Raw genomic sequence first — 26,001 nt, 5'->3', positions numbered from 1 at the left:
GGATGCGTGCGCACGTCTCTCGCGTGGGATGAGCAGGGAATAACCCCCCTTTTAATCATCACCCGCGACACTTTCGCAGGGTGATGTTCCTCTCTCCGGGAGTGCCGACGGGCTCTGACGGAGATCTTTTATGTCTATCGAACTGGTTCTGCTGCGTGGCGTGGAAAGCCTGGTACAGCGTCGTATTGCCCGCATCGAGCGTCGCCTCATGGCGGTTCATCTCTCCCCGGCTCTGCTCCGTGACATCGGGCTGGAGGGGCGTGAGCAGGGGCCGGCCGTGAACCTGATCCTGGAGCGGCAATATCAAACCGGCTTTCGCCTTGGGAATCGAATACGGTAATCCCGGGGGGGCGTTTCCCCCGGACCCGAAGCAAGGGGAGGCGAGGCCTCCCCATTTTATTCCGCTAAAGGATTCAGGCGGGGATTTCATTCGCTGCCAACTGGTTTTATTGTTTTTTTATTATTCAAATTGAGAAAAAACACTATTATTGCCGGCCATTTAACATGAAACATTCACGATGCGTACCCTCTGCTTAAAAGCTCTTCTGTTATGGTTGCTGCTGCCCGTGTGGGCGGGGGCGGTCGAGCGTCCCTCTGGAATTGGTGCCGAGAGGGGGCTGAGCGCCTGGCTGAAGGTACACACCGAATTAAGCATGGGGGTACCTGCCAAGGGGTGGCCGCCCTATCTCTACATCGATGGCAGAGGGGGATTCAGTGGTCCTCTCATCGACTTTTCCCAGCATCTCGCACAGGTGTTGGGGGTCACCGTGCATTTTCGTCCCTATCTCACCTTCCATCTGGCCCAGGAGGCGGTGACCCGGGGGGAGGTTGACCTGCTCTTTGGCTTTGCCGGCCCTGCGGGCAAGGGGGCTGAGCGGTTGGAGCTGGGGCTGCTCAATATCCCCAGGGCCCTGTTGCTGCGGGACGGAACCCCTGAGCCGACGCAACAGCAAACGGCCGTGATGCGAGTCGGTTGTGAGCGCGCCAGTGCCAACTGTGAGGCCTTGCGTGGATTGGGGATGGGGCTGGTGGTCGAGGTCGACAGCGATCAGGAGGGCGTGTTGCTGGTCAAGCGGCAGCTCCTCGATGCTTATGTGGCCGATTTGCCGACCCTGAGATGGTATCAGCACTTCACCTCATCGCCCCTGCTGGTGGTCACGCCTGCCTGGCTGGATCCGATGCATCTCTCCATCTCTATCGCCACTCGTGAGCCCATGTTGAAGAGGGCGATTACCTGGGGCATGAACCAGATCCCCCTCGATGAGAGAAAGGCCATCTTTGAGGCCTCGCCGTTGGGGGAGTTGGGAAGTGCCCAAGCGCCTTACAATGCCAGCTTTACCCGTGCCCAGCGGGATTGGCTGTTGGACCATGGCCCCTTGCGTTTCGCCATCGCGCCGGATTGGCCCAGCTTTAGCGAGATCGATAAAAACGGTGAGCTGCGCGGCTATCTCAGCGATCTGCTGCGTCTGATAAGGCAACGTACCGGACTGAATTTTACTCTGGTGCCGACCCGCTCCTGGGAGGAGAGTCAACGACTGCTGCGGGAGGGGAAGGTGGACTTTCTCCCTGCCATGACGCCCACACCGGTGCGCCGTCGCTCCATCCTCTTCACACCTGACTATGCCAGCGTGAAGCGGGTAGTGGTGGGCCGGCTGGGGGCCACCGAGCTACCGAGCCTCGATCTGCTAAGGGGCAAACGGGTGGGGATGGTCGCCGCCTCGGTCGAGGGTGAAATGCTCGATGCGGTTGGGGCGACCACCGTCCTGGTGCCCAGCGATACCCAGTTATTGGCACTGCTCGATGCGGGCCGTGTCGATTATGTGCTGATGAGTATCAGTACCCTTCAGGACTCCATTGCCAGGGGATTTAACCAGCGCTATGTGTTGGTCTATTCGGGTGAAGAGCTCAATCTCCCCATCGCCATGGGCGTACTTCGCCAGCGGGAGTTGCTGCAGCAGATCCTGAGCAAGGCCCTGCTGACGGTGAGCCGGGAAGAGCTCACTACACTGGAAAAACGCTGGCTCAGTCTGACCATACAGACGGGGGTGAACCGTGAGCGGGTTCTCTTCTGGGGAGGGATCGCTGGGGGGCTCTTCCTGCTTTGTAGTCTCATCTTCTTCGGTTGGAACCGTACCCTGCGCCGGCAGATAAGCCAGCGCCTCGAGGCGGAGCAGCGTCTGGCCGAGCAACTGGCCTTCGTGCAGATGCTGCTTGATACCCTGCCCAATCTGGTGGTGCTGACCAACGCACATCACGAGATCACCATGTCCAATCGAGCCTATCGCAATCTCTTCTTCGGCGGCCGCGATCTCAAGGGGAGCTACCACCACCTGCTCAAGGACAACCTGCCCGAAGCGATACGGGAGAGGGTGATGGCCGAAGACACCCGGGTCTGGGAGAGTGGTATCGAGATCAATGGCCACGGGGAGGTGCAGCTCCAGGATGGTGTGGAACATGAGATGCTCTATACCAAGCGGCGGCTGTCGGGGGCCGATGGCAAACAGCTGGGCATTCTGACCGTGCTCACCGACATCACCGATTTGCGTCAGGCCCAGCGCCATGCCCGGGAGATGGAGTCCAGGCTGACCCAGTTGACCGACAACGTACCGGGCTTCGTCTACCAGTACCATTACCTGGGTCTCAATGTCGGTGAGTTTCTCTATGCCAGCGCCGGGATCGAGCCCTTGCTGGGGATACGCCGTGATCTCTTGTTGCAAACCAGCGGTTTTCACCAGGCGCTGGAGCTGCACGGTTATGCTCTTGATCTGGATCGCTTCGGCCCCCAACTGGCACATCAGGTCGAGACCGAACATCGCCTCGATCTCGTATTGCCTATCACGGCCCCCTCCGGTGAAGTGCTCAACTTCCAGGTCAAGGGTAGGGTCGACCCCCTGCCCGATGGCAGCTTCATGCTCTATGTCATGGTGCAAGATATCACGGCGCTGACCCGTCAGGCCCTGGAGCTGCAGCAGGCCCGTAACACGGCCGAGCGTGCCATGCAGGCCCGCAGCCGTTTCCTGGCCACCATGAGCCATGAGCTGCGCACCCCCATCTCGGGCATGCACGGCATGCTGGAGCTGCTGCAGATGAGTGCACTGGATGAGGACCAGCGTTATCTGCTCCACAACGTGGTCGCCTCGACCAACAACCTGCTCTATCTGGTCAACGATATACTCGACTTCTCCAAGATAGAGGCCGGTCAGCTCCATCTGGATGTTCAGCCCTGCGAGCTGTGCCGCATGGTGTGTGACGTGGTGCGGGGCCATGCGGCCAAGGCCCATGGCAAGGGGCTTGCCGTCGAGCTGCTGTGGGGAGAGGGAGTCCCCGACAGGGCCGAGCTGGACGCGATTCGGGTGGGGCAGGTGCTCTCCAACCTGCTCAGCAATGCGGTGAAATTTACCGAGCGGGGGAGTATTCGGATCGCGGTGGAGGGGGATGGTGCCCTGCTGCGGGTTACCGTATCCGACAGCGGTATTGGTATTGCCTCCGAGAAGCAGTCGCTCCTCTTTACCCCCTTCGAGCAGGTGGAGTCCGATATTTCCCGCCGTTATGGGGGGACTGGTCTGGGATTGGCTATCTGCCACCAGTTGATCGCGCAGATGGGGGGGGAGTTGACGCTCGTCAGCGCCCCGGGAGAGGGGACCTCGGTGACCTTCACCCTCCCCTTGTCCTCCCCGTGGAGTACGCCACCCTCTCTGCAGGGAAGGCGCTGGTGGGTATTGGGGGAGGCCTCCTGGCATCCTCTGCTGACGCGTCAGGGAGCCATCTTGCAGTTGGTCGATCGGCAGCAACTGGGCTCTCTCGATGACGGCTTCCTGCTGGCCGATGAGGCGGAGCTGGAGGCGGTGCTCGGTGCCCGCGAGTCGGAGCGGTTGCGCAGCCGCATGCAGGGAGGCATCATCCTCTCCCCCCGCGAGGCGGTGCGAAGCCGCCTGGACAAGCAGTGGTGGCGTCTTGGCACCCAGCCTCTCTACCCTGATCTGTTGCTGGAGAGCTGTCAGCAGTTGTTGGCCCCCAGCCGTAGCGATGTCATGGCCAAGCGAGCGCCAGGGCGCCTGGTGGGCCGAGTGCTGGTCGCCGACGATCATCCGATCAATCGCGCCCTGATTGCCCGCCAGCTGGAGACCCTGGGGGTGACGGCCACCGTGGTGGAAGAGGGGGAGCAAGCCCTTGCCGTCTGGCAGAGAGAGCCGTTTGACCTGCTGTTGACCGATTGCCACATGCCGGTGCTCGATGGCTACTCCCTGACCCGGCGCCTGCGTCAGCAAGGGGATGAGCGCCCCATCATAGGGGTGACGGCCGACACCTCGGGAGAGGCGGTGGCCAAGATGGCCTACTCGGGGATGAGTGACAGCCTGTTCAAACCTTACACCCTGGAGACCCTGTGGCAGATGCTCTCCCAATGGTTGCCGACGACGGCAGTGACCGGGCCGACTGTCACAGAGGATCCCCAATATGCTGAATTGGCTGATAATTGGATAAGGTTGTTTGGCGATGTCGCGACGGCGGGCGCCATGGCTCAAGAGTTTATCGCCTCCAATCGCCAGGATGGGCGGGTGATCGAAGAGGCCGTGGAGCACAGGGAGGCCGCTCCCCTCATCGAGGCGGCGCACAGGGTCAAGGGGGCTGCACGGATGGCGGGATATGAGTCGTTGGCCGATGAGGCCGCCAGGCTGGAGAGTGTGGCGCGTCTACGTCAATGGGACAGGGTTGCCCCTCTGGCACAGAGCGTTTGGCAAATGATGCAGCAAATCGAAAACGACATTGGACTATGGCTCGATGAACAATAGACAGCACGATGTGGTGATTCTGGTGGTGGAGGATCATGCCTTCCAGCGCAAGGCGTTGTTGCACCAACTCGGCGGACTGGGGTACAGCCGTTTGCTGGAGGCCGCCGATGGCGAGCAAGCCTTGGCCATCTGTGACAGCCAACCGGTGGATATCCTCTTTTGTGATCTGCGAATGCCCGGTATGGACGGGATGGCCTTGCTCAGGCGCCTCTCCCTGAGCGGTTTTCACGGTGGCATCATCCTCTCCAGTGCGCTCGAGGAGGATGTGGTGGGCGCCGTGCTGCGCATGAGCAGTGCCTACGGTCTGCAGGTGTTGGGGCGGTTGGAAAAACCGGCCAGTCAGGCCCGGATCCGGCAGATGATCGAGAGCTGGAGGCCCCATCCCGTTCGGGGCAAGGAGGCGGGAGCGAGGCAGGAGATAGATCTCGACGATCTGCGCAGGGCCCTGGAATACGGTGAGCTGCTCCCCTGGTATCAGCCCAAAGTCTCCTTCTCCAGCGGGGAGTGGGTCGGCCTCGAGGCGCTGGCGCGCTGGCTCCATCCCGAGCAGGGGCTGATCATGCCCTCCCGCTTTATCCCTCTGGCGGAACACTCGGGGCTTATCGATGAGCTGACCGAGCAGATCATCCGGGCCACCCTCAAGGATGGCCACCTCTGGCAGGAGACGGGGCTCTCTCTCAACCTGTCGATGAACCTCTCGACCACCTCCCTCATCGAGGGGGATCTGTGTGCCATCCTGATCGACCAGTGTCAGCGCTGGAGCATCAACCCCGAGCTGATCACCCTGGAGGTGACCGAGAGCGCCTTCGTCAAGGATCTGGGCCAGTCCCTCGAGGTGCTGACTCGCCTTCGGATGCACGGCTTTGGCCTCTCCATCGACGATTTTGGCACCGGTTACTCCTCCATGCAGCAGCTGGCGTTGCTCCCCTTCACCGAACTCAAGCTGGACCGCTCCTTCGTGGATGGCTGTTATCGGGACCCTTCCCGCCTTGCCATCATTGAGTCGAGCATCGAGCTGGCTCGCAAGCTGGGGCTCAAGTCGGTGGCCGAGGGGGTTGAGGACATAGAGACCTGGCAGCAACTGGCCAGCTTGGGGTGTGATGTCTGCCAGGGCTTCTTCTCCGGGCGCCCCATGCCCAGAGAGAAGCTGCAGGAGTGGCACCGGGAGTGGCAAGAGGTCATCCCCCGCCTGAGTGGTGAATAGGGCGCAGGATGCGCCATAAGGAACAGGGTCGTTCATGAAAATAGTGCATCAACTACTGGCAGGATTTGGTGTTATCAATCTGATGGTGCTGGCGGGCTCGCTGCTTATCTACGGGGAGCAACGCCAGATGCAGGAGGCGCAGCAGCGTCTGCTCGATGAGGCGCTCCCCACCCTGCAACGGGGTGAGGCGAGTCAGAAGGCTTTGGTGGCGACGGTCTCTTCACTGCGTGGTTACCTCATCCTCGGTGCTCAGCCGGAGCAGGCGAAGCGACTGCAACAGGAGTGGCAACAGGCCTGGCAGGACCTCGAGCAGACCGGCGCCAATACCGGGGATATGCGCCCCTTGCAAGAGCAGGTGTGGCAACTGGCCCACAGCGACGAGAACCTGCCGGCCCATACCCTGATGCTGCAAGAGGCCGGCCCCCTGGCCGAGGCGGCCCTCGATCAGTTGCAGTCCCTCGCCAACGAGGAGGTGGCCGCGCCGGCGGGCTCCCTGCCTGGCGACCGCCGCCAGTTTCTGAAATTGGTGGGGGATGCCTATAACAGCCTATCCAATGCCCTCTCCGCCCTGCGCGACTTCCTGATCACCGGCTCACCCGACTACTTGCAGAAGTTTCGTGACTATCAGGCCTTCCACCGGCAACGGGTGACCGAGCTCGACGCCCGCAACGCGGAGATGAGTCAGACCCAGCGGGATCTCTGGCCTCTCTTCAAGGAGATGATGACCCCCTTCGACGAACTGGTGGAGCAGGTGATCTCCCTGCGTCAGGCGCCAGACTGGAACCGGGCCAACCACCTGATGGCGAGTCAGGTTGAGCCGAGGCAGCAGCAGCTGGTGGGCGAGGCGCAGCAGCGGGTGCTCCAGGCCGAAGGCTCGGTGCGCGAGATATCCGAGGCCCTGACCAGAACAGGCGCCACCATCTCGCTGTTGTTGCTGATGGTGACCCTGAGCACCCTGTTGCTGGGTATGAGCATCGCCATCTGGCTGGCACGGCGGGTGGGGTTGGGGATCGATCCGCTGGTTCGCCGGGCCGAGTCGGTGGCTGAGGGGAATCTGCCCCTCTCCCCCCTCGACAGTCGCCACAGAGACGAGTTGGGGCTGCTGACCGCTGCCGTCAACCGCATGACGGGGCAACTCAGAGAGCTGGTCTCGGGCCTGCAGGGACTGGTGGTGCGGGTGGATGAGGCGGGGGGAGATGTGGCCTCCCTCTCTACCTCCCTGCGCCAGCTGCTGGGGGAGTTGATGGCCCAGTCCGAGCAGGTGGCGCAGGCCATGAGCGACATCTCGGGGGCGGCGCGTGGCATTGCCGGCACGGTGGAGCAGACGGCCCGTGAGGCGAGGGCGACCGAGGTCGGGTTGGGTGAGGTGGTACAGAGCCTGGGGTTGATGACCCGGGCCATGGAGGCGGTCTCGGCCATGATCGAGGAGGCCAACGGCGCCATGGGGGCGCTGCGTGGTCAGAGTGAACAGATTGGCCAGGTGACGGGGGTCATTGCCTCCATCGCCGAGCAGACCAACCTGCTTGCCCTCAACGCGGCCATCGAGGCGGCCCGGGCCGGCGATCAGGGGCGTGGTTTTGCGGTGGTGGCCGACGAGGTGCGCCAGCTGGCCCAGCGCACCCAGGGCTCGACCCGGGAGATTGCCGCCAGCGTTCAGCAGATCCAGGAGCAGACCCGCACCACGGCCAAGACGGTGGCCAGAGGAACCGAGTTGGTGGCCGGTGGCGAAGCAGCGGTGCAACAGGCCAGTCAACTGCTCGCCAGAACGGCCGAGCGGGTACGAGCTCTGGCCCAGGGACTGGCCGAGGTCGATACGGCCACCCATCAGCAATCGGATGTGGCGACGTCGGTCGCCGAGCGGTTGGCCGACATGGCGCGCCTCTGTCAGCAGGCAGGAGATCGGGGGGAAGAGGGGAACCGGGTGGTACACCGGCTCGGTGAGAACACCGGCCGGCTGCGTGAGATGCTGGGACGTTTTACGCTGGAGTGAGCCTAGAGACGGCGGAACTCCTGGTTGGCGATGCTGGCAGGGGTTTCGTTGTTGAGCAGATGGATGAGCAGTATGGCCCGTTGATCGCCGTCCGGCTCTTGATAGATGGCCTCTATCCCCTGGAAGGGGCCTGATTCGATCAGTACCTTGTCTCCCGGGCTCGGCAGCTCGGCATACTTGGCCCTCGCCTCGTCGCTGTCATCCTGGCTCATCAGGCTATAGACCAGCTGCTTGGGGATGGGGGTCCACTCCTCACCAAAGCGGATGATGCGGGCGATGCCCCGGGTAGACTTGATGCTCAGAGGGGTCACCACCTCGAGATCCGCATAGATGAAGAGATAGGCGGGAAACATGGGTTCGCGTACCTTGACCCGCTTGCCGCGCTTGATCTTCTCCACCTCGACCATGGGGTAGTAAGACTCGATGCCCTGCATTTTCAGATTGGCCTCGGCGCGCCCCTCTTCCTTGGCTTTGCAGTAGGCCAGATACCATTGATGCATAAGAGTGAAATTGTGCGGCTATTCCTGTCGATATGATAGCGATTGGAAGCAAAAAGGCCACGTTAAACGTGGCCTTGTCGGGTCGTTTGGTGAATTACCAGCCTTTGACCAGTCCACCCTTGAACAGCTCGTCACCCTTCTTGTAGACCTCGTCGGTCTGGAAGGATTGCACGAACTCCTTGACCTTCTGCTCGTCCTTGTTGGACTCGCGGGCCACGATCAGGTTGACGTAGGGGGACTCCTTGTCTTCGACGAAGAGGCCATCACGGTTCGGGGTGAGATCGATTTGGCTGGCGAAGGTGGTGTTGATGATGGCCAGATCCACGTCCTCCAGGGAGCGGGGCAGCTGAGCGGCATCCAGCTCGACGATCTTCAGGTTTTTCGGGTTGGCGACGATGTCGAGTACGGTGGCGTTGAGGTTGCCGTTGTCCTTGAGGGTCAGCAGCCCTTGCTTGGCCAGCAGGATCAGGGAGCGCCCCAGGTTGGTGGGGTCCTTCGGCACTGCAATTTGAGCACCCTCTTTAAGCTCGTCCAGGGACTTGATCTTCTTGGAGTAGCCGGCGATGGGATAGACGAAGGTGTTGCCGACCGGCACCAGCTTGAAGCCGCGATCCTTGACCTGGGCATCCAGGTAGGGTTTGTGCTGGAAGGCGTTGAGATCGATGCTGCCATCGTTCAAGGCCACGTTCGGGGTGACGTAGTCGGAGAAGGTCACCACCTCGACCTGCAGGCCGTACTTCTCCTTGGCCACCCTGGCGGCCGTCTCGACCAGCTCGCTTTCTGGCCCAGCGATGGCGCCGACCTTCAGTACCTTGCTCTCTTCCTTCTGACCGCAGCCGGCCAGTACCAGACCGGCCAGCAGGGCGGCTGCAACAGATATAACTCCTAATTTCATAAAACCTCCTGTTAGAAATCCATGATTAACGATGATCATATTTTTTAACTAGGCGCTCACCCGCGCTCTGAATAGATTGAACCAACACGACCAGAATCATCACTGTGACCCACATAACAACTGCGTCATAGCGATAGTGGCCATAGTTGATAGCAACATCACCCAAGCCACCTCCCCCGATGGTCCCAGCCATGGCGGTGTAATTAACCAAAGTGACTAACGTAATCGTGATGCTATTTAGGATCCCCGGCAGGGCCTCGGGTAACAGTACCTTGGTGATGATCTGCTGCGGTTTGGCCCCCATGGCGCGAGCCGCTTCCACCAAGCCGTCTGGAACCTCCATCAAGGCCCCTTCGACCATGCGTGCAATAAAAGGAACTGCACCTATGGTGAGCGGTACAATTGCAGCGATAGTGCCGATACTGGTGCCGGTGATGGCTCTGGTCATTGGTGTGATAGCAACCAGCAGGATAATAAAAGGCACCGAGCGACCAATATTGACCACCATGGCCAGGATTTGATTGAGTTTTTGGTTTGCTAGGATCTGGCCCGATTTGGTCACATATAGTGCAATTCCGAGTGGCAGACCGAGTAAAGAACCAAACAAGGCCGACGCCAGCACCATGATAAGGGTGTCACCCAGGGCGGAGATCAGCAGATTAACCATGGCTTCGGACATAGCCCAGCACCTCCAGTTGAATATGATGTTCGATAAAGAAGGCCTGGGCCGATTCGCACTGGCCGGCATCCCCAAACAGTTCGGCCAGCATAAAGCCAAACTTGACCCCGCCTGCGTACTCTATGTTGGCGGAGAGGATGCTGATGTCGATACCGAAGCGGCGGCTCACCTCCGAGATGAGGGGGGCATCGACCGTGTTGCCGGTGAAGCCCAGCTTGACCAGAGGGTAACTCCCTTCGATGCGCTCGGGCACCAGCCTGGCTTGATACTCCTCGGGAATGGCCACATGGATGGTGGAGCGGATGAAGTCCCGGGCCAGCTCTGTCTTGGCATGGGTAAAGAACCAGGCCACCTCACCGCGCTCGATGAGCCTGCCGTCGCTGATGATGGCGACCTCGTCACAGATGCGCTTGACCACCTCCATCTCGTGGGTAATGAGCAGTATGGTCAGCCCCAGCTTGGCATTGATCTCTTTAAGCAGTGCCAGGATCGACTGGGTCGTTTGGGGATCGAGGGCTGAGGTGGCCTCGTCACACAGCAGCACCTTGGGGGAGGGGGCCAGGGCCCGGGCGATGGCCACCCGCTGCTTCTGCCCGCCGGAGAGCTCGGCCGGATAGGCCTGGGCGCGGTGCTCCAGTCCCACCAGGGCGAGCAGTTCGGCCACCCGGGCCGCGATGCGGGCCTTGTCCCATCCTGCCAGCTCGAGGGGGAAGGCGACGTTGCCGGCCACGGTACGCGACGAGAGCAGGTTAAAGTGCTGGAAGATCATGCCGATCTGGCGGCGAGCCAGGGTCAGTGCCCCTTCGGGCAGGGCGGTGAGATCGGTGCCGTCGACCACGACCTGGCCCGTGGTGGGACGCTCGAGCAGATTGACGCAACGGATCAGGGTGCTCTTGCCGGCCCCCGAGGCGCCGATGACGCCGACGATCTTGCCCTGTGGCACCTCCAGACTCACCTCGCGCAGGGCATGCACGGCATCGTTGCCGTGACCATATACCTTGCTCAGATCGATCAATTTAATCATGAAATCATCCGTGTCGAGAGCGTCGCAGTACGGGGGACTGGTCGCTGAAAAATTGGGCAGAGGAATGGCGGTCAGACCCTGCCTGAGTAGTGGATGATGCTAAGATGTCTGGATGGCCATGTCAACGAATGTTTTTACGTCTGGACGTCTAAACATCTCTTGCCGATGTTTCCTGGAAACATAAAAAAGACCGCTCCGGAGAGCGGTCAATTGCCACCAAGGCAAAGGGTGGGCCCGCTGGCGCGGGCCGCTCTGTAGTGGTTATTGGGCTGCGGTTTCCTGCAGCTCGCTATTTTGTTCCTTGAGGAAGGTGATCCAGGGAGTGGCACGGCCACTCATGACACCGTTTTGGGCGGCCTGGGAGAAGGCGGCCAGGGCTTCCTTGGGCTTGTCCTGCTCGAACAGGGCGACACCGGAGAGGAAGCGCAGCTCGGCACGCTGCTCACCATTGGCACCGGGTGCCGGCTTGCCAGCCAGGGTCACCAGATCCCCGTAGCGCTTGGCCTGTACCATCATGCGTGCCATCTTGAGCTGCAGCTCGCCGCTCGGCGCCTTGCGGTAAGAGGCCATCAGGGTATCGATGGCGGGGTTGATCTCCTTGGCCTGGTGCCAGAAGTTGGCCAGGGTCTTGAGGTTGGTGGCGCTCTGCTCTATGGCGCCATCCTTCATCCCCTTCTCCATCACGCGGGCAGCCCGATGGGGAATGCCGTTGAAGGCCAGATAGTTGCACAGGCGCAGCAGCTCGGCCGACTCGGTGAGCATACCCAGCTTGTAGGCGCTCTCCAGAGCGGCCAGGGCCTTGGTGTCATTGCCGGCCTGCTGGTTCATGGCCGACAGCTGCATCCAGTACTTCTTCTTCTCCGGGAACATGCCGACCAGGGCGGTGAGCACCTCGGTGGCCTGCTTGTACTGCTTGAGCTCGTAATGGGCACCCATCTTCAACAGATACCAGGACTCGGGGGCCTTGGCGCCGGAGAGGCGAATCGCCTGATCGGCGGCCGGGATGGCCTCCTTGTACTGTTTGAGCTGAACGTGGGCGTTGGCCAGAGTGATGTAGGCGTGAGGCGTGGGCTTCTCATCCTTGCCGAGATTGGCAAACCACTCCTTCATGGTCTTCACCGAGGCCTGGAAGTTGCCTTCCGCCATATAGAGCTGGGCCAGGTTATAGCGTACCTGCTGGGCGACCGGTGCCGGCAGACCGCCGGTGGCGATCGCCGCGGCAAAGTACTTGGTGGCCTGGCCGTACTTTTCTTGCTGCGCCGCCACGAAGCCCAGGGTCTGCAAGATGACGCCCTTGTCGTAGATGCGCTCGCCGGCGCCCGAGAGCGCCTCCTGCAGCTTGGCGTTGGCCTCGCCATATTTCTTCTCGGTGATCAGCTCCTGGGCCTTGTTGACCGCACGGTAGGCGCGATCCGACAGGGCCGGCTGCTCTGCCGCCAAGGGGGCGGTGCTGATAAGCACCGCCAGGGCGACCGGGGCCAGGCCCCACTGTTTCCATCCTTTCATCGCCACTCCTTAGTTGACCGCAAACTCGATCTCTTGCTGCATCCGGCTGGCCTGGGGCTTGCCATCCACCATGGCCGGCTTGAAGGTCCACTTGGCTACGGTTTTCTTGGCTTCCTTGCCAAGGTCGTAGCTGCGCGGATCCTCGCGCACGACGCGAATGTTGTTGACCGTACCGCGCTCGGTAACGGTGAACTCGAGTATCACCTTGCCCGATGCCAGCCCGGCCAGGGCCGCCTTGCGGGGCATCATGGGCTCGAAGGTCGCCAGCGGAATCGCTCCGTTGTTACCACCTATGCCACCGCCGCCGGTACCGGTGCTGTAGGCACCGAGGGCGTTGCCACCACCGATGTTGACCGGCAGATCGAGCTTGGGCATGTCCATGGGCGCGCTCTCCATCTTGGGGCGATCCGTGCTTGCCACTTCCAGCTCGGGAGGGGGCGGCGGACGCTTGGGAGGAGGCGGCTTGGGTAGCTCGCGTTGTTTCTCCTGCAGGGTCTCCTGGGGCTTGATGCGGATGAAGTCGACCATGCTCGGGTCTTCCTTCTCGATCAACTCACCCCTGTGCTGGTTAACCAGCCTGTTCATTCCCCAGAACAGGCCAAACACCACCACAAACGAGACCAGGAGGGATATCAGATATCTCATTGTCGCCTCCTGGCATCAGCCTTCCTTGTTGGCGGCGATGGAGATGTTCTGCACGCCGGCCATGCGGATCTGATCCATGACCTCGACCACGATACCGGAGCGGGACTCGGTATCGGCCTGGATGACCACGGCGCTCTCCGGGTTTTCGGCACGCAGGCGCTCGATGTTGGCGCGCACGGCACCCACTTCGACCTGACGCTTGTCGACCCAGACCTGGCCGTTCTCACGCACGGCGACCATGATGTTGCCCTTCTTCACCGTCTCGGCCGTGTTGGCGCTGGGACGGTTGATCTCGACACCGGCCTCCTTCACGAAGGAGGTGGTGACGATAAAGAAGATGAGCATGATGAAGACGATGTCCAGCATGGGGGTGAGATCGATGGCGGCCTCGTCGGCGCCGCTATCGCTATAGCGTTTTCTCATCGCAAATACTCCTTGCTCATGGCCGGGGCCCTGCCCCGGCCAGTGCTTCCTGCGTTAACCGTGTTTCAGGTTGTCTTCCAGCTTGTCGACGGCCAGCTTGGCCTTGTGATCGAGCTGATTAACAAAGAACAGACCCGAGAGAGAGGCGATCATGCCGGCCATGGTCGGTATGGTCGCCTTGGAGATGCCCGAGGCCATGGCGCGCGGCGAACCGGTACCGGTCACGGCCAGGGTATCGAACACCTGAACCATGCCGACTACGGTGCCGAGCAGTCCCATCAGGGGGCAGAGGGCGATCAACACCTTGATGATCGGCATCCCCTTGTCCACCGCCATGGCAACGTGGGAGACCATCTCACGCCGGATCTGCTTGGCAGACCAGGAGAGGTGATCGGTGCGCGCCAGCCAGGACTTCTTGGTCTCTCTCACCTGTTTCGGATAAACGGTCACGAAATAGAACCAGCGTTCCAGCAGCAGGGCCCACATCAGCAGGGTCAGGAAGAAGATGGCGACCAAGACGTCGCCACCCAGTCCCAGGAACCGGCGGACGGACTCCACTTCCTCAATCAACCAGAACCACATGGATGACTCCTTAGGCTGCCTTGGCGTGCAGGCGCTCCTGATAACGGGCCACGAAACCGGCGCTCTGCTCTTCCAGCACCTGGATCAGGCGACGGCTCTGGGTGTTAACCAGGGTGTAGAGGAACAGCATGGGCACGGCCACGACCAGACCCTGCATGGTGGTGACCAGGGCTTCGGAGATGCCGCCGGCCATCAGCTTGGGATCACCGGTACCGAACAGGGTGATGGCCTGGAAGGTGGCGATCATACCGACCACGGTACCCAGCAGACCCAGCAGCGGAGCGACCGAAGCGATGAGCTTGATGATGCTGATCCCCTTCTCGAGCTTGGGCACGTTGCGCAGGATGATCTCGTCGAGCTTGGACTCGAGATCTTCGATATTGTCGCCGCGGTGACCCTGGTAGGCCTCCAGCATCTCGCCGATGGCATTGCCCTCGATCACGGCGTCAGACTTGAGCTGCTTGCGCATGGCACTGCCGATGAGGGAGAGGCGGGCACCGATGAAGAGGGCCAGCAGCACACCCAGGGCGCCCAGGGCCAGGATCACGTAACCGACGGCACCCCCCTGGTCGATACGCTCCTTGAGGGTCGGGGATTGCACCAGCAGGGAGAGGATCACCCCGCGGGAGGGGTCGATAAAGAGCGGCTTGACGCTGCTATCAGCCTGCTCGAAGTCGGCAACCGGCTTGAGCACGGCGCTGTCGGGCTGGCGGGCGAGCTGTTCAAACTTGCCGGTTTCGGGCACGAAGGTGAGGTATTTACCGTCGGCGACCGTGTTGAATTCACCGATCTGGGTGACGGTGTGCTCGGCCTGGTTACCCTCGCCATAGACGATGGTGGCCGGGAACTGGGTCACCTTGCCGGCATCGACCATGCGGCTGAGGATGGTGGTCCAGAACAGGGAGAGCTCGTCGGAGGAGGGAAGCTCCTTACTCTCGGCCAGTTTGGTCAGCAGCTGGGCTTGATCCGGGTGCTGCAGGCGCAGGGCCGAGGCGTTGAAGATCCCCTTGAACTCGCCGGCGAACTGACGCAAGACCCCGAACATCTCACCCATGTTGCCGGCGCGCTGGCGCAGGGTATCGGTGAGTTCGGTCAGCTGCTTGTCGTTGGCATCGAAGCGGGTCTTGAGCTGCTCGCCACGGGCGATTTCGGCGTTGAGATCGGCCTGGGCCTTGGCCAGCAGGGAGGCCTGCTGGTTCTTGTCGGCGAGGAAACGGGCCTCGCGGTCGGCGTTGAGCCTGGTTTCGGCGGCGCTCTCGCTCTTGATCTGGCTCAGCAGGGCGTTGAGATCCACCGGTTTCTCTGCCGCCGTGGTCGGCAGGGCAAAGAGGGTGGCGCCGGCGATCAGCGCGGCGACGGCATGTTTGATTCCTTTCATTATGCTTTCTCCGCAGTCTGGACCGGCAGCTTGATGAGGGCGGGAGGCGCCTGCTTCTTGGCGATACGCAGGCCCTGCTCTACGGCACTGCGGTACTCATCGGGCAGGGGCTCCCACTGGCGGGTCTTCTTGTTCCACATGCCGGTCTCTTGTCCATCCGGGGACTGATAGAGCAGGGCGATGCGGCCCACGCGCAAGAACTCATAAGTCTTCTCGCTGCCATCTTTCTCCAGGCTGGCCTTGTAGGCCTCGATGGTGCGGCTGAAGCCCTCTTCGATCTGGTAGGCTTCCAGGATCTTGCGGTACTTCTCGGAGATGGTGACGTCGGCCCGGTTCATCAGGTCGGTCAGGGCGGCGACGCGGTCTTCGCGCTCCACCTTCTGGAACGGCAGATCCAGGGCGACGAACTGCTCCAGGGAGTCGATCATCTTGAGCATCAGGGGCACCACTTCGGTGCTGGTCTGATCGATCTGCTCGATCTGCTTTTGCATGGAGACGAGCTCTCCTTGCTGGGAGTCGACCATCTTGGCGACCTGCTCGTTGTAAGCCTTGAGGCTGTCGAGCTGGCGCAGGGCGGCCTTGTACTGAGCCAGGGCGGTGTCGGCTGCCTCGGCGTAGTTATCGATTTTTTGCTGAGAGGCCTTGGCGGCCTGATTGGTGGCGGCTTGGGTGTCGACGGCCTGGTTGGCCGGGGCGGCACTCGATGCAAAGCTGGTCAACAGGGCGGCCGAGATCAGGCTGCCGAGGAGCGCTTTTTTCATTGTAATAGTCCTTGTTTTCATAGGATTACCCTATCTCCATCACTTCCTTGGACCTGGGGTAAGGCCGGCCCGATGGGGCCGGCCTTGGTTCTGTCAGGCGGGTTGGCCTATCAGAATTTCTGGGTGTAGTCGATGTAGTAGACGCGACCGTCGATGCTGTAGAGGTAGTCGTCGTAGGTGAAGCCATCATCCGAGAGGGAGGGGCCACGATTGAACATGTTCTTCACGCCGGCCTGGATCTTGCCGTTCCAGCTGGTGTCGACGGCCAGGTTCAGGTTCCAGGTGGTGTTGGAGGCGATGTGGCCTGTCTCCTGACCATCCACGTAATCCTGGCTCTGGGAGTCGATGTAGTTGGCGCTCAGGTAGGCGTCGAAGTTCCACCACTCGGGGACGTTCACACCGACACCGGAGTTGAAGCGGAAGTCGGGACGACCGTTCCAGCCCTTCTTGTCGACCATGGGACCACCGGCAAACAGACCCTCTTCATACTTGAGGATGTAGGTGCTGCTGAAGTCGGTGCGCACGGTGGCAACGTTGAAGTCGTACTTGTAGTCCACCTTGAAGTCGAGGCCCGAGGTCTTGAGTTGACCCAGGTTAACCATACCGGCGTAGACCATCTCGACGTCACCGTTGGCATCACGGATGACGTTCGGGTTACTGCCGGTGTTCAGCTCCTGATAGAACTGGGTCTGGGTGGTAGCCAGCTGAATCACGTCATCGATCTTGATGTAGTAGTAATCGAGGCTCAGATTCAGGTTATCCAGCGGGTTGTAGGCGACACCGATGCCAAAGGTATCGGCGGTCTCTTCCTTCAGGTTCTTGTTGGACTGGCGGACGGTGCTGTACTGCTCTTCCGGGCAGTTGGCGATACCGTTGGCCTGGCAGGCAACGTAGTCCTTGGCGAAGTCGGCAGAGTCGGCATCAGCGGCGTACAGGTCGTCCAGACCCGGGGCGCGGAACGACTGGGACCAGGAGGTACGGAACATCAGGTTGTCCAGCGGCTGGTAGCGCAGGCTCGCCTTGGGCGAGAAGGCGCTGCCGAAGTCGCTGTACTTGTCGTAACGACCGGCCAGGTTCAGCTCGATCTGCTCTGTGATGGGGATCAGGCTCTCGATGTAGGTGGCGAAGACGTCACGCACACCGCTGCCGGAGTTACCGGAGGAGCCCAGCACGTTACCGGCCGCAGACTGGCTGTCATAGGTGTCGCTGTAGCTCCAGTCGTTGTACTCGGCACCCAGGTACCAGCTGACGGGGCCGGCGGGCAGTTCGCCCATGTCCCACCCCAGACCGCCGTACCACTGGAAGAAGTCCATCTTGGAGTTGCGGCTGGTGTCGTAGGAGAGGTCGCTGGTGGCGCTGGGGGAGAACTCGCCGTCCTTGAACTCCCCGCTGTCGACCAGTCTTTGGACCGACGGATTCAGCACATAGCCGGATCCCTTGTTCTTGTTATCGGTCTTGGAGTACATGTAGCCCGCGTTCCACTCCACATCCCCCACGGCTTCGGTCGGCAGCGTGCCTTCGAAGCCGAGGTTCAGGGTGCCGGTCAGGTCGGTGACGTCGTTGTCACGGGGGCCGACGTTGCTGAAGCGGTAGTAGACGGTCGCCTTCTCGCCGACACCGGTATCGAAGCCGTTGGCGGCCAGCACCGCATCGCCGCCGGCGGTGCCGCCCTTAACGGTGAAGGGGGCGGCAGCCGGGGCAAAGCGGCCGAAACTGGTGACCCGGGAGCCGATCACCTGGGGCACGAAGTCCACGTTGTCGTTGATGTGGTAGCGGCCGTTGACGTAGATGGTGTCACGGGTACGGGAGGCGGTCTGGGCGGCCACCTGGGCGAAGTCGAAGCGGCAGGCGGTGCCCTTGGTGACAAAACCCGGGCCTGTGTTGGCGCAATCGATACCATCCAGGGTCTTGGTCACCGGCTTGCCGGTCACAGGGTCCGTTCCCTTGATATTGCGGCCGTAGAGGCTCGGTGCAGTGGCACCCTGTTTGGCGAGGTAGTCACGGTCACGCATGTAGATGACGTCCTTGACGTCATGCTCGTAGACCATGGTCAGAGAGCCCTTCTCACCTGTGATGCCGGTGACGATGGAGCCGCTCTTCTCGTCGCCGCCCTCTTCGCTGGGGCTGCCGAGGCGACCCTGGAACAGCAGGCCGTCGAAATCTTCCTTGAGCACGACGTTGATGACGCCGCCGATGGCGTCAGAACCATACAGGGCCGAGCCACCGTCCAGGTTCACTTCGATGCGCTCGACGGCAGCCATCGGGATGGTGTTGAGGTTGATGGAGGTGCCGCCCATGGAGGGGGAGCCGGCGATCCGTTTGCCGTTGAGCAGTACCAGGGTACGCTCCGAGCCCAGACCGCGTAGACCGACGGAGGCCTGAGATTGGGCCGAGCTGCCGGAAGACGGTGAAATGCCGCCAAAGGAGTTATAAGAGGCCTGTTTCAGGTAGTCGGCCACGGTCTGTTGACCGGATTGCTCAATCTTGGCCTTGGAGACGGAGACTACCGGGGTGGCCCCTTCCACGTCAACGCGGGAGATACGGGAACCGGTCACCTTGATCTTCTGGAGTTTCTCGACGTTCTGCCCCTCTTCGGCGGCAGAGACAGGGGTGGCTACTACTGCGGCGCTCGCAAGGGCGAACGCGACCGCAGCAGAGAGTCTGCTTTTCCTTAGCATCGCTTTATCCTTCCTGATTGTTTGTTTTGTTTGCTTCCGGTCCACCCTCGGGTGGTGGCTATTACGCTTATCAAGTTTGTCGGTCGTGCGTCAACGTGGCTGTAACGGAAAGGATGCGGCAGTGTTTTTGGAGTGTTATGTCGTGGTTTTATTGATGGGTAGGTAATTATCTTGATTTGAGTGGTTAAGCTGAGGTTAAGTTTCTCTGTTCGGGCGGATGTCTGCAAAGATCATACTCACAGGGAACTTATTGTTGATTAATGGGTCTGTGGTTAAAAAATGCTGTTTTTTTATCTATTAATAGATTGATGTATTGATTTTGTAGGTTTTGATCTTGTCTTTGTAAAATTTTGTGTGTCTGCGGCGTCTTCTCATCCCCGCCTGTCGTTATTGGGTCTTTTTATCCTTTTAAAACAGTTGTTTACCTTTGTTTCTTGGCGCCATTCAAGGCCTGTCGCCTCGCCGGTAATCGTTTTCACCGCGTAGCCGTCATGGGGGCGATTTAGCATTTTGTTTCAAATTGTATCTTCCGTGAAGAAAGTTGCATTGGGCGCTTTATGGCACTCATGGTGCTTGATTTTTATTGCAAACTTCTTACAGTGGCCCTGCGGGTTGTCTGTGTTCAGGCCGATAACCCAGTCAGTAATGCCAGGAAGGATGGATTGGTCATTGGAATTGACTGATCGCTAATTAAAACAACAAGGACGAGGTCGCAAGACGCCATGCTGTCGTATTTTCTACGTCGGGCACTGCTCATCATACCCACGTTTCTGGGCATCACCCTGCTCGTCTTCACCATTACCCGCTTCGTTCCCGGTGGTCCGGTAGAGCGCATGTTGCTGCAGGCCCAGGTCGCGCAGGGGGAGGGGCATCGCTCCACCGCCAGCAAGGGGGCACAGGCGCTTTCCGATGAACAGATCGAAGAGCTCAAGGCCTTCTATGGTCTCGACAAGCCCATGCTGGTGGCCTACTGGGAGTGGCTGCAGAAGCTGGTGAAGCTGGATCTGGGAGAGTCTACCCGCTACTACGAGCCGGTGTGGGATCTCATCAAGGAGCGGCTGCCCGTCACCGCCTTCTTCGGGGTCGCCACCTTTCTCTTGAGTTATCTGGTCTCGATACCGCTCGGTATCGCCAAGGCGCTGCGTCATAACAGCCGCTTCGACTCGGCCAGCTCCATGTTTATCTATACCGCCTATGCGCTGCCCGCTTATGTGGTGGGGATATTCCTCATCACCGTCTTCGCGTTCCATCTCGAGTGGCTCCCCATGGGCGGCTTCCCCGGCGATGACTACGAGTATCTGGAGAGTCACTGGGAGAAGGTGAGCACCGTCTTCGCCCACGCCCTGCTGCCCCTCATCGCCTATGCCATCGGTGACTTTGCCGTGCTCACCATGACCATGAAGAACAGCCTGATGGAGAACCTCTCGGCCGACTACGTGCGCACTGCCGTGGCCAAGGGGTTGCCGTTTCGCAAGGCGGTCACCCGTCATGCCATGCGCAACAGCCTGATCCCCATCGCCAGCCACTTTGGCAGCGTGCTGACCGTCTTCTTCGGCGGCTCCTTCCTCATTGAGACCATCTTCAACATCGACGGCATCGGTCTGCTCGGTTACGAGGCGATCGTCGAGCGCGACTATCCGACCGTGATGGGCATATTGGCCATTACCTCGGTGTTGATGCTGCTGGGCAATATCCTCTCGGATATCTGTGTCGCCCTGGTCGACCCACGCGTACGCTTCGGGGAGTAAGCCATGCAACTGAGTCCCGTTACCCGCAAGAAACTCAAGCGCTTCGCCTCCATCAAGCGCGGTTATTACTCCTTTATCCTGTTTTCGGTTTTGGTACTGCTCTCCTGCGCCGCCGAGATGCTGGTCAACAGCCGTGCCCTGGTGGTGAGCTATCAGGGGCAACTCTACTTCCCCACCTACGGGGACGTGATCCCGGGCAGCCGCTTCGGCCTCGATTACGACTACGAGACCAACTATCGCCAGCTCAAGGCCAAGCTGGCCGCCGAGGATCAGGGTGACTGGGTGCTGCTGCCCCCTGTGCCCTGGAACCCCTATGAGCAAGACTTCAAGGAAGATGCCTATCCTCCTTATGCCCCCACTCTTCTCGATCGCCACTTCCTCGGTACCGACACCAGCGGACGAGACGTGCTGGCGCGCCTGGTGTATGGCTTTCGTATCGCCATCGGTTTTGCCTTTATCGCCCTGGTCGCGAGCTACGTCATCGGCGTCGCCGTCGGCTGCATGATGGGCTTCCTCGGCGGGCGCTTCGATCTGGTGATGCAGCGCTTCATCGAGATCTGGTCCCAGGTCCCCTTCCTCTACGTCATCATGATCCTGGTGTCGCTCACCAAGCCCAACTTCGGCCTGTTCGTCGGCATCAACGTGCTGTTTGGCTGGATGGGGATCACCTGGTATATGCGGACCCTGACCTACAAGGAGCGGGCGCGTGACTACGTGATGGCGGCGCGGGCGCAAGGTGCCGCGACCGGGCGCATCATCTTCCACCACATATTGCCCAACACCCTGGTGATGGTGGTGACCCTGGCCCCCTTTGCCGTGGTCGGCAACATCTCGACCCTGACTGCGCTCGATTACCTCGGCTTTGGTCTGGCGCCGCCCACCCCGAGCTGGGGTGAGCTGCTCTCCCAGGGGATCAACAACCTCGACGCCATCTGGATCGTGAGCTCTGTGGTGGCGGCGGTGAGCGCCGTGCTTATCATGGTCTCGTTCATCGGTGAGGCGGTGCGTGAGGCATTCGACCCGCGCAAGTTCACCCGTTACGAATAAGCCTCTCTCGTCAAAATTTGGTGCTGCGCCACAACCAGGCGCTCTGGAGTTCAAGGATGAATAATAAAATCAAATGGATAGGTGGCTTCTTGCTGCTGGTGAACGGGACTCTGGTGTGGGCTGAGGCCCTGCCGGAAGGGCTCACCTGGGAGACCAACGACACGGATCCCGTGTTCGCCTCGCCGGACGCCAGGCAGGGGGGCACGCTGAACCTCTACGTGGACAGCTTCCCGCTCACTTTCCGCACCGTGGGGCCCGACTCCAACGGTTCGTTCCGCTCCTTTATTCTCGATAACCAGTTGCGGCTCATCAGCTTTCACCCCAATACCGGCAACCCGATCCCGGCGCTGGCCACTCACTGGGCGATTGCCCCGGACAACCAGACCGTCTACTTCAGGCTCGATCCGCGCGCCAAGTGGTCCGATGGCAAACCTGTGGTGGCCGAGGATTACACCTTTGGCTATGAGATGATGCGCTCGCCCCACATCAAGGGGCCCTGGTTCAACAACTACTACACCACCGAAGTGATCGAGGTGAGCAAGGTTGACGAGCACACCATCAAGGTCAAGGCGGGCAGTGCCAAGGGCAAGCTGGATCTGCTCAACACCACCGAGCTGTGGCCCCAGCCCAAGCACTTCTACAAGCTCACCCCCAACTGGGTGAAGCAGTACAACTGGGCCATAGTCCCGACCACGGGCCCCTACGTCATCAGCGACGTGAAGAAGGGAAAATCGGTCACCTTCAGCCGCCAGAAGGATTGGTGGGCCAGGGACGATCGCTTCTTCCAGCACCGCTTCAACATCGACAAGGTGCACGTCAAGGTGATCCGCGATCAGAACATAGCGTTTCGTCACTTCCTGAAAGGGGAGCTCGACAGCTTCGAGATGATCCAACCCACCTGGTGGCACGAGAAGGCCAAGGGACCCGAGTTCGACAAGGGTTACATTCAGAAGGTGATGGCTTACACCGACACCAAGCAGGGTGGCCAGGGGCTGCACCTGAACACCTCCGTGCCCCGGCTTGCCGATCTCAACGTGCGCCTCGGCATCGAGCACGCCATCAACATGGACAAGATGATCGCCACCGTGCTGCGCGGTGACTATGTGCGTGCCACCACCTTCGGTTCGGGTTTTGGCCCCTTCACCGATATGACGTTGCCGGAGCGTACCTACGACGTGCAGAAGGCCCGTGACTACTTCGCCAAGGCCGGCTACACCAAGCAGGGGCCGGACGGCATCCTGGTCAATGACAAGGGCGAGCGCCTCACCCTGGCGGTCACCTTTACCGTCTCCGAACACGCCAAGCGGCTGAGCTTCCTCAAAGAGGAGGCCAAGCGCGCCGGCCTGGATCTCGAGCTCAACCTGGTCGATGGCGCTACCGGCTTCAAGGCCATGCTGGAGAAGAAGCACGAGGCGGCCTGGCTCGGTTGGGGCGGCGGCGGCCTCTATCCCCAGTACTGGGAGTCGTTCCACTCGGATAACGCCAACAAACCCCAGACCAACAACTTCTTCAACGTGGCCGACAAGGCGCTCGACGCGCTCATCGATGCCTATGGCAAGGAGTTCGATCTGGACAAGCGTGCCGACCTGTCGCGCCAGATCCAGCAACGCATCTATGATCTCGCCATCTTCGTACCCGGCTATGCCCTCAACTATGTGCGCGCCTCCAGCTGGCGCTATGTGATGCTGCCCGCCGTGCCGGCTACCAAGAACACCCCGGATCTCCTCTACTGGCCCATGGACGGTTATCCCCACAGCTCCGGCGGCCTGCTCTGGATCGACGAGGGCAAGCGTAAAGAGGTGATGAGTGACAAGTCCTCCGGCAAGGCGCTGGAGCCGGTCGTGCTGGTCGACAAGAGCTGGCAGCATGGTTGAGGAGGCGGGCATGGAGCAGAGCAAGCCCCTGCTCGAGGTTCGTGACCTCGCGGTGGAGTTCAGCGTCGATGATGGCTGTGTGAGGGTTCTCGACGGCGTCAGCTTCGCGGTGCGTCCGGGCCAGACTCTGGGGATCGTCGGTGAGTCGGGCTGTGGCAAGAGCGTCACCTCGCTCGCCGTCATGGGGCTGTTGCCCAAGCCCCACGGCCGTGTGGTGGGGGGCTCCATCCGCCTGGAGGGGGAAGAGCTGCTGGATCTGCCCACCGAGGCGCTCTACAAGGTGCGTGGCAACCGTATCTCGATGATCTTCCAGGAGCCGATGACGGCCCTGAACCCGGTCAAGACCATAGGGGAGCAGCTCGCCGAGGTGTATGAACTGCACCGCCCCGACTACGATCGGCGCCAGCGCAAGGAGGCGGCCATCGCCATGTTGCGCAAGGTGGGGATCCCGGAGCCGGAGCTGCGCTACGGCAACTACCCCCATAACCTGTCGGGGGGCATGCGCCAGCGGGTGATGATCGCCATGGCGCTGGCCTGCGAGCCGGCCCTGCTCATCTGTGACGAGCCCACCACGGCGCTGGATGTGACCATTCAGGCCCAGATCCTCGATCTGATGAAGGAGCTGCAAGAGCAAAATGGCATGGCCATCCTCTTTATCACCCACGATCTCGGCGTGGTCGCCGAGATGTGTGACGAGGTGGTGGTCATGTATGCCGGCCGGGCCGTGGAGCAGGCGGATGTGTTCGAGCTGTTCGAGCGGCCGTGCCATCCTTATACCCATGGCCTGATGGATTCGATTCCGCGCCTCGAAGACGAGCCCAAGACCCTGCTCAAGACCATCCGCGGGCAGGTGCCTTCCCTCGCCGAGATGCCGGCCGGTTGCCGCTTCTCCAACCGTTGCCCTCATGCCACCGAGCTGTGCGTGGGTCAGGTGCCGGCCATCGAGCTGCTGGCCCGGGATCACAGCGTGGCCTGTCACCACTGGAAGGAGGTGAGAGCATGACCCAGCCACTGCTCACCATCACGGATCTCAAGCAGCACTTCGCCATGGGCGGCGGCTTCTTGCAGCGCAACTACAAGGTCTATGCGGTCGACGGCATCAGCCTATCCCTGCGCCGGGGCGAGACCCTTGGCCTGGTGGGGGAGTCCGGCTGCGGCAAGTCCACCCTGGGGCGCACCCTGCTCAAATTGTTCGAGCCCACCGCAGGATCCATCACCTTCGAGGGGCGCGACATCACCACCCTCTCTCCCCGGGAGATGCGCTCGTTGCGCCAGGAGATGCAGATCGTCTTTCAAGACCCGATGGAGTCGCTCAATGCGCGCCACACGGTCGGTCAGATCCTGGAGGAGCCCTTCATCATCCACGGCAAGGGCTCCAGTGACGAGCGACGTCTCTGGGTGCGCGAGCTGCTCGAGAAGGTGGGGCTGCCCGCCACCGCCGCCGAACGCTATCCCCATGAATTCTCGGGTGGTCAGCGTCAGCGTATCGGCATCGCCCGTGCCATCGCCCTCAAGCCCAAGCTGCTGGTGTGTGACGAGGCGGTCTCGGCCCTCGATGTCTCGGTGCAGTCCCAGATCGTGAACCTGCTGCTCAGTCTGCAGCGGGAGATGGATCTTGCCATGATCTTCATCGCCCACGACCTGTCGGTGGTGAAGCACATCTCGGATCGCATCGCCGTCATGTATCTGGGTCGGGTGGTCGAACTGGCCGAGGCCAGCGAGCTCTATCAGGCGCCGCGTCACCCCTACACCCAGGCGCTCATCTCGGCCATCCCGGTGCCGGATCCCCGTCGGCGCAGCCAGCGCATCCTGCTCACCGGTGATGTGCCGTCTCCCATCGCACCACCGCCGGGTTGCCACTTCCATCAGCGTTGTCCCTACGCGAGCGAGCGCTGCCGCAGTGAGGCGCCAGCCCTCGCGGGTGAGGGGCACCAGGTGGCCTGTCACCACCCTCTGCCAGCCAGCGGGGTGCATAACCAGGTGTACCTCGATCGCGCGATCTGAGGTGATGGAATGAAATAATGGGGCCCTGGGCCTAATGCCAGTCAGTTAAGACTGACTGGCATTGTTTTTATTGGATTTTTTTACGCTGTACTTCTGTGGTCTTGGCTTCACGCAGCGGGGGTAACTTCGCTCCATCCTATCGGGTAACACAAACTGCCCCGCTTGTTTCTCCAACTCCGCCACCCGCTTAGGGATATTCCCTGGTGACATGAACGGCATACAGCTCAACTCATGGACGAGATAGACCGATGCCATGTGAAAACTGAGCTGACT

General features: G+C 61.0%; 20 protein-coding genes and 1 pseudogene. 9 read left to right on the top strand and 12 right to left on the bottom strand.

The window, feature by feature from the left end; translation table 11 throughout:
• The first annotated feature begins 130 nt into the window (after window positions 1–130).
• The 4 genes from AB5Y48_RS11570 to AB5Y48_RS11555 all read left to right on the top strand — a co-directional run bounded on the left by AB5Y48_RS11570 (window position 131) and on the right by AB5Y48_RS11555 (window position 7,984).
• Entirely contained in the window at window positions 131–340 is a 210-nt protein-coding gene (locus tag AB5Y48_RS11570) for a hypothetical protein (RefSeq protein WP_050665179.1), read from the top strand.
• A 178-nt stretch (window positions 341–518) separates the two neighbouring features.
• Window positions 519–4,790, top strand: a complete 4,272-nt coding sequence (locus AB5Y48_RS11565; protein ID WP_368164532.1) for a transporter substrate-binding domain-containing protein — start codon at window positions 519–521, stop codon at window positions 4,788–4,790.
• Window positions 4,780–5,994 carry an EAL domain-containing protein gene (locus tag AB5Y48_RS11560; protein ID WP_050665177.1) on the top strand — a complete coding sequence of 405 codons (1,215 nt, stop codon included), beginning with the start codon at window positions 4,780–4,782 and terminating at the stop codon, window positions 5,992–5,994. The genes AB5Y48_RS11565 and AB5Y48_RS11560 overlap by 11 nt, the downstream gene beginning before the upstream one ends.
• 34 nt (window positions 5,995–6,028) lie before the next feature.
• Window positions 6,029–7,984, top strand: coding sequence for a methyl-accepting chemotaxis protein (locus AB5Y48_RS11555; RefSeq protein WP_368164529.1), 1,956 nt, complete (start codon window positions 6,029–6,031; stop codon window positions 7,982–7,984).
• A 2-nt stretch (window positions 7,985–7,986) separates the two neighbouring features.
• Here AB5Y48_RS11555 and rfaH read toward each other — a convergent pair whose 3' ends face one another.
• The 11 genes from rfaH to AB5Y48_RS11500 all read right to left on the bottom strand — a co-directional run bounded on the left by rfaH (window position 7,987) and on the right by AB5Y48_RS11500 (window position 19,055).
• Entirely contained in the window at window positions 7,987–8,484 is a 498-nt protein-coding gene (gene rfaH, locus AB5Y48_RS11550; RefSeq protein ID WP_050665175.1) for a transcription/translation regulatory transformer protein RfaH, read from the bottom strand.
• A gap of 94 nt (window positions 8,485–8,578) precedes the next feature.
• Window positions 8,579–9,379 carry a methionine ABC transporter substrate-binding lipoprotein MetQ gene (gene metQ / locus AB5Y48_RS11545; RefSeq protein WP_368164528.1) on the bottom strand — a complete coding sequence of 267 codons (801 nt, stop codon included), beginning with the start codon at window positions 9,377–9,379 and terminating at the stop codon, window positions 8,579–8,581.
• 25 nt (window positions 9,380–9,404) lie between these two features.
• On the bottom strand, window positions 9,405–10,058 hold the full coding sequence (locus AB5Y48_RS11540) for a methionine ABC transporter permease (protein WP_136612973.1): 654 nt from the start codon (window positions 10,056–10,058) through the stop codon (window positions 9,405–9,407).
• Complete coding sequence (gene metN, locus AB5Y48_RS11535; protein ID WP_368164526.1) at window positions 10,039–11,082, bottom strand: methionine ABC transporter ATP-binding protein MetN; 1,044 nt, start codon at window positions 11,080–11,082, stop codon at window positions 10,039–10,041. The genes AB5Y48_RS11540 and metN overlap by 20 nt, the downstream gene beginning before the upstream one ends.
• 261 nt (window positions 11,083–11,343) lie before the next feature.
• Window positions 11,344–12,588, bottom strand: a complete 1,245-nt coding sequence (locus AB5Y48_RS11530; RefSeq protein WP_060584394.1) for a lipopolysaccharide assembly protein LapB — start codon at window positions 12,586–12,588, stop codon at window positions 11,344–11,346.
• Window positions 12,589–12,597: 9 nt separating this feature from the next.
• The gene (locus AB5Y48_RS11525; RefSeq protein ID WP_050665170.1) at window positions 12,598–13,233 is read right to left on the bottom strand and encodes an energy transducer TonB; all 636 of its coding nucleotides are present in this window, start codon (window positions 13,231–13,233) and stop codon (window positions 12,598–12,600) included.
• A gap of 15 nt (window positions 13,234–13,248) precedes the next feature.
• Window positions 13,249–13,656, bottom strand: coding sequence for a biopolymer transporter ExbD (locus tag AB5Y48_RS11520; RefSeq protein ID WP_005346259.1), 408 nt, complete (start codon window positions 13,654–13,656; stop codon window positions 13,249–13,251).
• Between the two features lie 54 nt (window positions 13,657–13,710).
• Complete coding sequence (locus AB5Y48_RS11515; RefSeq protein WP_050665169.1) at window positions 13,711–14,238, bottom strand: MotA/TolQ/ExbB proton channel family protein; 528 nt, start codon at window positions 14,236–14,238, stop codon at window positions 13,711–13,713.
• A 10-nt stretch (window positions 14,239–14,248) separates the two neighbouring features.
• Complete coding sequence (locus AB5Y48_RS11510; RefSeq protein WP_050665168.1) at window positions 14,249–15,616, bottom strand: MotA/TolQ/ExbB proton channel family protein; 1,368 nt, start codon at window positions 15,614–15,616, stop codon at window positions 14,249–14,251.
• Window positions 15,616–16,377, bottom strand: coding sequence for a DUF3450 domain-containing protein (locus tag AB5Y48_RS11505; protein ID WP_050665167.1), 762 nt, complete (start codon window positions 16,375–16,377; stop codon window positions 15,616–15,618). The genes AB5Y48_RS11510 and AB5Y48_RS11505 overlap by 1 nt, the downstream gene beginning before the upstream one ends.
• Before the next feature lie 110 nt (window positions 16,378–16,487).
• Window positions 16,488–19,055 (bottom strand): TonB-dependent receptor, encoded by a 2,568-nt coding sequence (locus AB5Y48_RS11500; RefSeq protein WP_050665166.1) that lies wholly within the window; start codon window positions 19,053–19,055, stop codon window positions 16,488–16,490.
• Window positions 19,056–19,777: 722 nt separating this feature from the next.
• On the opposite strand from AB5Y48_RS11500, the gene AB5Y48_RS11495 reads away from it, so the two are divergent.
• Genes AB5Y48_RS11495 through AB5Y48_RS11475 form a run of 5 tightly spaced genes read left to right on the top strand, consistent with a single transcriptional unit; the run spans window position 19,778 to window position 25,728 of the window.
• Window positions 19,778–20,803 (top strand): ABC transporter permease subunit, encoded by a 1,026-nt coding sequence (locus AB5Y48_RS11495; RefSeq protein ID WP_050665165.1) that lies wholly within the window; start codon window positions 19,778–19,780, stop codon window positions 20,801–20,803.
• Window positions 20,804–20,806: 3 nt separating this feature from the next.
• On the top strand, window positions 20,807–21,850 hold the full coding sequence (locus AB5Y48_RS11490; RefSeq protein WP_050665164.1) for an ABC transporter permease: 1,044 nt from the start codon (window positions 20,807–20,809) through the stop codon (window positions 21,848–21,850).
• A gap of 56 nt (window positions 21,851–21,906) precedes the next feature.
• Entirely contained in the window at window positions 21,907–23,724 is a 1,818-nt protein-coding gene (locus tag AB5Y48_RS11485) for an extracellular solute-binding protein (RefSeq protein ID WP_368164520.1), read from the top strand.
• A gap of 10 nt (window positions 23,725–23,734) precedes the next feature.
• Window positions 23,735–24,727 (top strand): ABC transporter ATP-binding protein, encoded by a 993-nt coding sequence (locus AB5Y48_RS11480; protein WP_368164519.1) that lies wholly within the window; start codon window positions 23,735–23,737, stop codon window positions 24,725–24,727.
• Complete coding sequence (locus AB5Y48_RS11475) at window positions 24,724–25,728, top strand: ABC transporter ATP-binding protein (RefSeq protein ID WP_368164517.1); 1,005 nt, start codon at window positions 24,724–24,726, stop codon at window positions 25,726–25,728. Before AB5Y48_RS11480 ends, AB5Y48_RS11475 begins: the two co-directional genes overlap by 4 nt.
• Before the next feature lie 45 nt (window positions 25,729–25,773).
• Here the strand turns inward: AB5Y48_RS11475 and AB5Y48_RS11470 are convergent.
• Window positions 25,774–26,001 (bottom strand): annotated as a pseudogene (locus tag AB5Y48_RS11470) (IS4 family transposase); the annotation flags it as partial.

Origin of the sequence: Aeromonas sp. R6-2 (assembly GCF_040908155.1) — a bacterium.
Lineage (GTDB): Bacteria > Pseudomonadota > Gammaproteobacteria > Enterobacterales > Aeromonadaceae > Aeromonas > Aeromonas schubertii.
Note: the sequence above shows the minus strand (reverse complement) of the source record. Positions and strands in the feature narration are given on the sequence as shown.

Excerpts from the sequence above, each read along its gene's own strand:
- AB5Y48_RS11570 (WP_050665179.1), top strand. The coding sequence starts at position 131 with ATGTCTATCGAACTGGTTCTGCTGCGTGGCGTGGAAAGCCTGGTACAG.
- AB5Y48_RS11565 (WP_368164532.1), top strand. The coding sequence starts at position 519 with ATGCGTACCCTCTGCTTAAAAGCTCTTCTGTTATGGTTGCTGCTGCCC.
- AB5Y48_RS11560 (WP_050665177.1), top strand. The coding sequence starts at position 4,780 with ATGAACAATAGACAGCACGATGTGGTGATTCTGGTGGTGGAGGATCAT.
- AB5Y48_RS11555 (WP_368164529.1), top strand. The coding sequence starts at position 6,029 with ATGAAAATAGTGCATCAACTACTGGCAGGATTTGGTGTTATCAATCTG.
- rfaH (WP_050665175.1), bottom strand. The coding sequence starts at position 8,484 with ATGCATCAATGGTATCTGGCCTACTGCAAAGCCAAGGAAGAGGGGCGC.
- metQ (WP_368164528.1), bottom strand. The coding sequence starts at position 9,379 with ATGAAATTAGGAGTTATATCTGTTGCAGCCGCCCTGCTGGCCGGTCTG.
- AB5Y48_RS11540 (WP_136612973.1), bottom strand. The coding sequence starts at position 10,058 with ATGTCCGAAGCCATGGTTAATCTGCTGATCTCCGCCCTGGGTGACACC.
- metN (WP_368164526.1), bottom strand. The coding sequence starts at position 11,082 with ATGATTAAATTGATCGATCTGAGCAAGGTATATGGTCACGGCAACGAT.
- AB5Y48_RS11530 (WP_060584394.1), bottom strand. The coding sequence starts at position 12,588 with ATGAAAGGATGGAAACAGTGGGGCCTGGCCCCGGTCGCCCTGGCGGTG.
- AB5Y48_RS11525 (WP_050665170.1), bottom strand. The coding sequence starts at position 13,233 with ATGAGATATCTGATATCCCTCCTGGTCTCGTTTGTGGTGGTGTTTGGC.
- AB5Y48_RS11520 (WP_005346259.1), bottom strand. The coding sequence starts at position 13,656 with ATGAGAAAACGCTATAGCGATAGCGGCGCCGACGAGGCCGCCATCGAT.
- AB5Y48_RS11515 (WP_050665169.1), bottom strand. The coding sequence starts at position 14,238 with ATGTGGTTCTGGTTGATTGAGGAAGTGGAGTCCGTCCGCCGGTTCCTG.
- AB5Y48_RS11510 (WP_050665168.1), bottom strand. The coding sequence starts at position 15,616 with ATGAAAGGAATCAAACATGCCGTCGCCGCGCTGATCGCCGGCGCCACC.
- AB5Y48_RS11505 (WP_050665167.1), bottom strand. The coding sequence starts at position 16,377 with ATGAAAAAAGCGCTCCTCGGCAGCCTGATCTCGGCCGCCCTGTTGACC.
- AB5Y48_RS11500 (WP_050665166.1), bottom strand. The coding sequence starts at position 19,055 with ATGCTAAGGAAAAGCAGACTCTCTGCTGCGGTCGCGTTCGCCCTTGCG.
- AB5Y48_RS11495 (WP_050665165.1), top strand. The coding sequence starts at position 19,778 with ATGCTGTCGTATTTTCTACGTCGGGCACTGCTCATCATACCCACGTTT.
- AB5Y48_RS11490 (WP_050665164.1), top strand. The coding sequence starts at position 20,807 with ATGCAACTGAGTCCCGTTACCCGCAAGAAACTCAAGCGCTTCGCCTCC.
- AB5Y48_RS11485 (WP_368164520.1), top strand. The coding sequence starts at position 21,907 with ATGAATAATAAAATCAAATGGATAGGTGGCTTCTTGCTGCTGGTGAAC.
- AB5Y48_RS11480 (WP_368164519.1), top strand. The coding sequence starts at position 23,735 with ATGGAGCAGAGCAAGCCCCTGCTCGAGGTTCGTGACCTCGCGGTGGAG.
- AB5Y48_RS11475 (WP_368164517.1), top strand. The coding sequence starts at position 24,724 with ATGACCCAGCCACTGCTCACCATCACGGATCTCAAGCAGCACTTCGCC.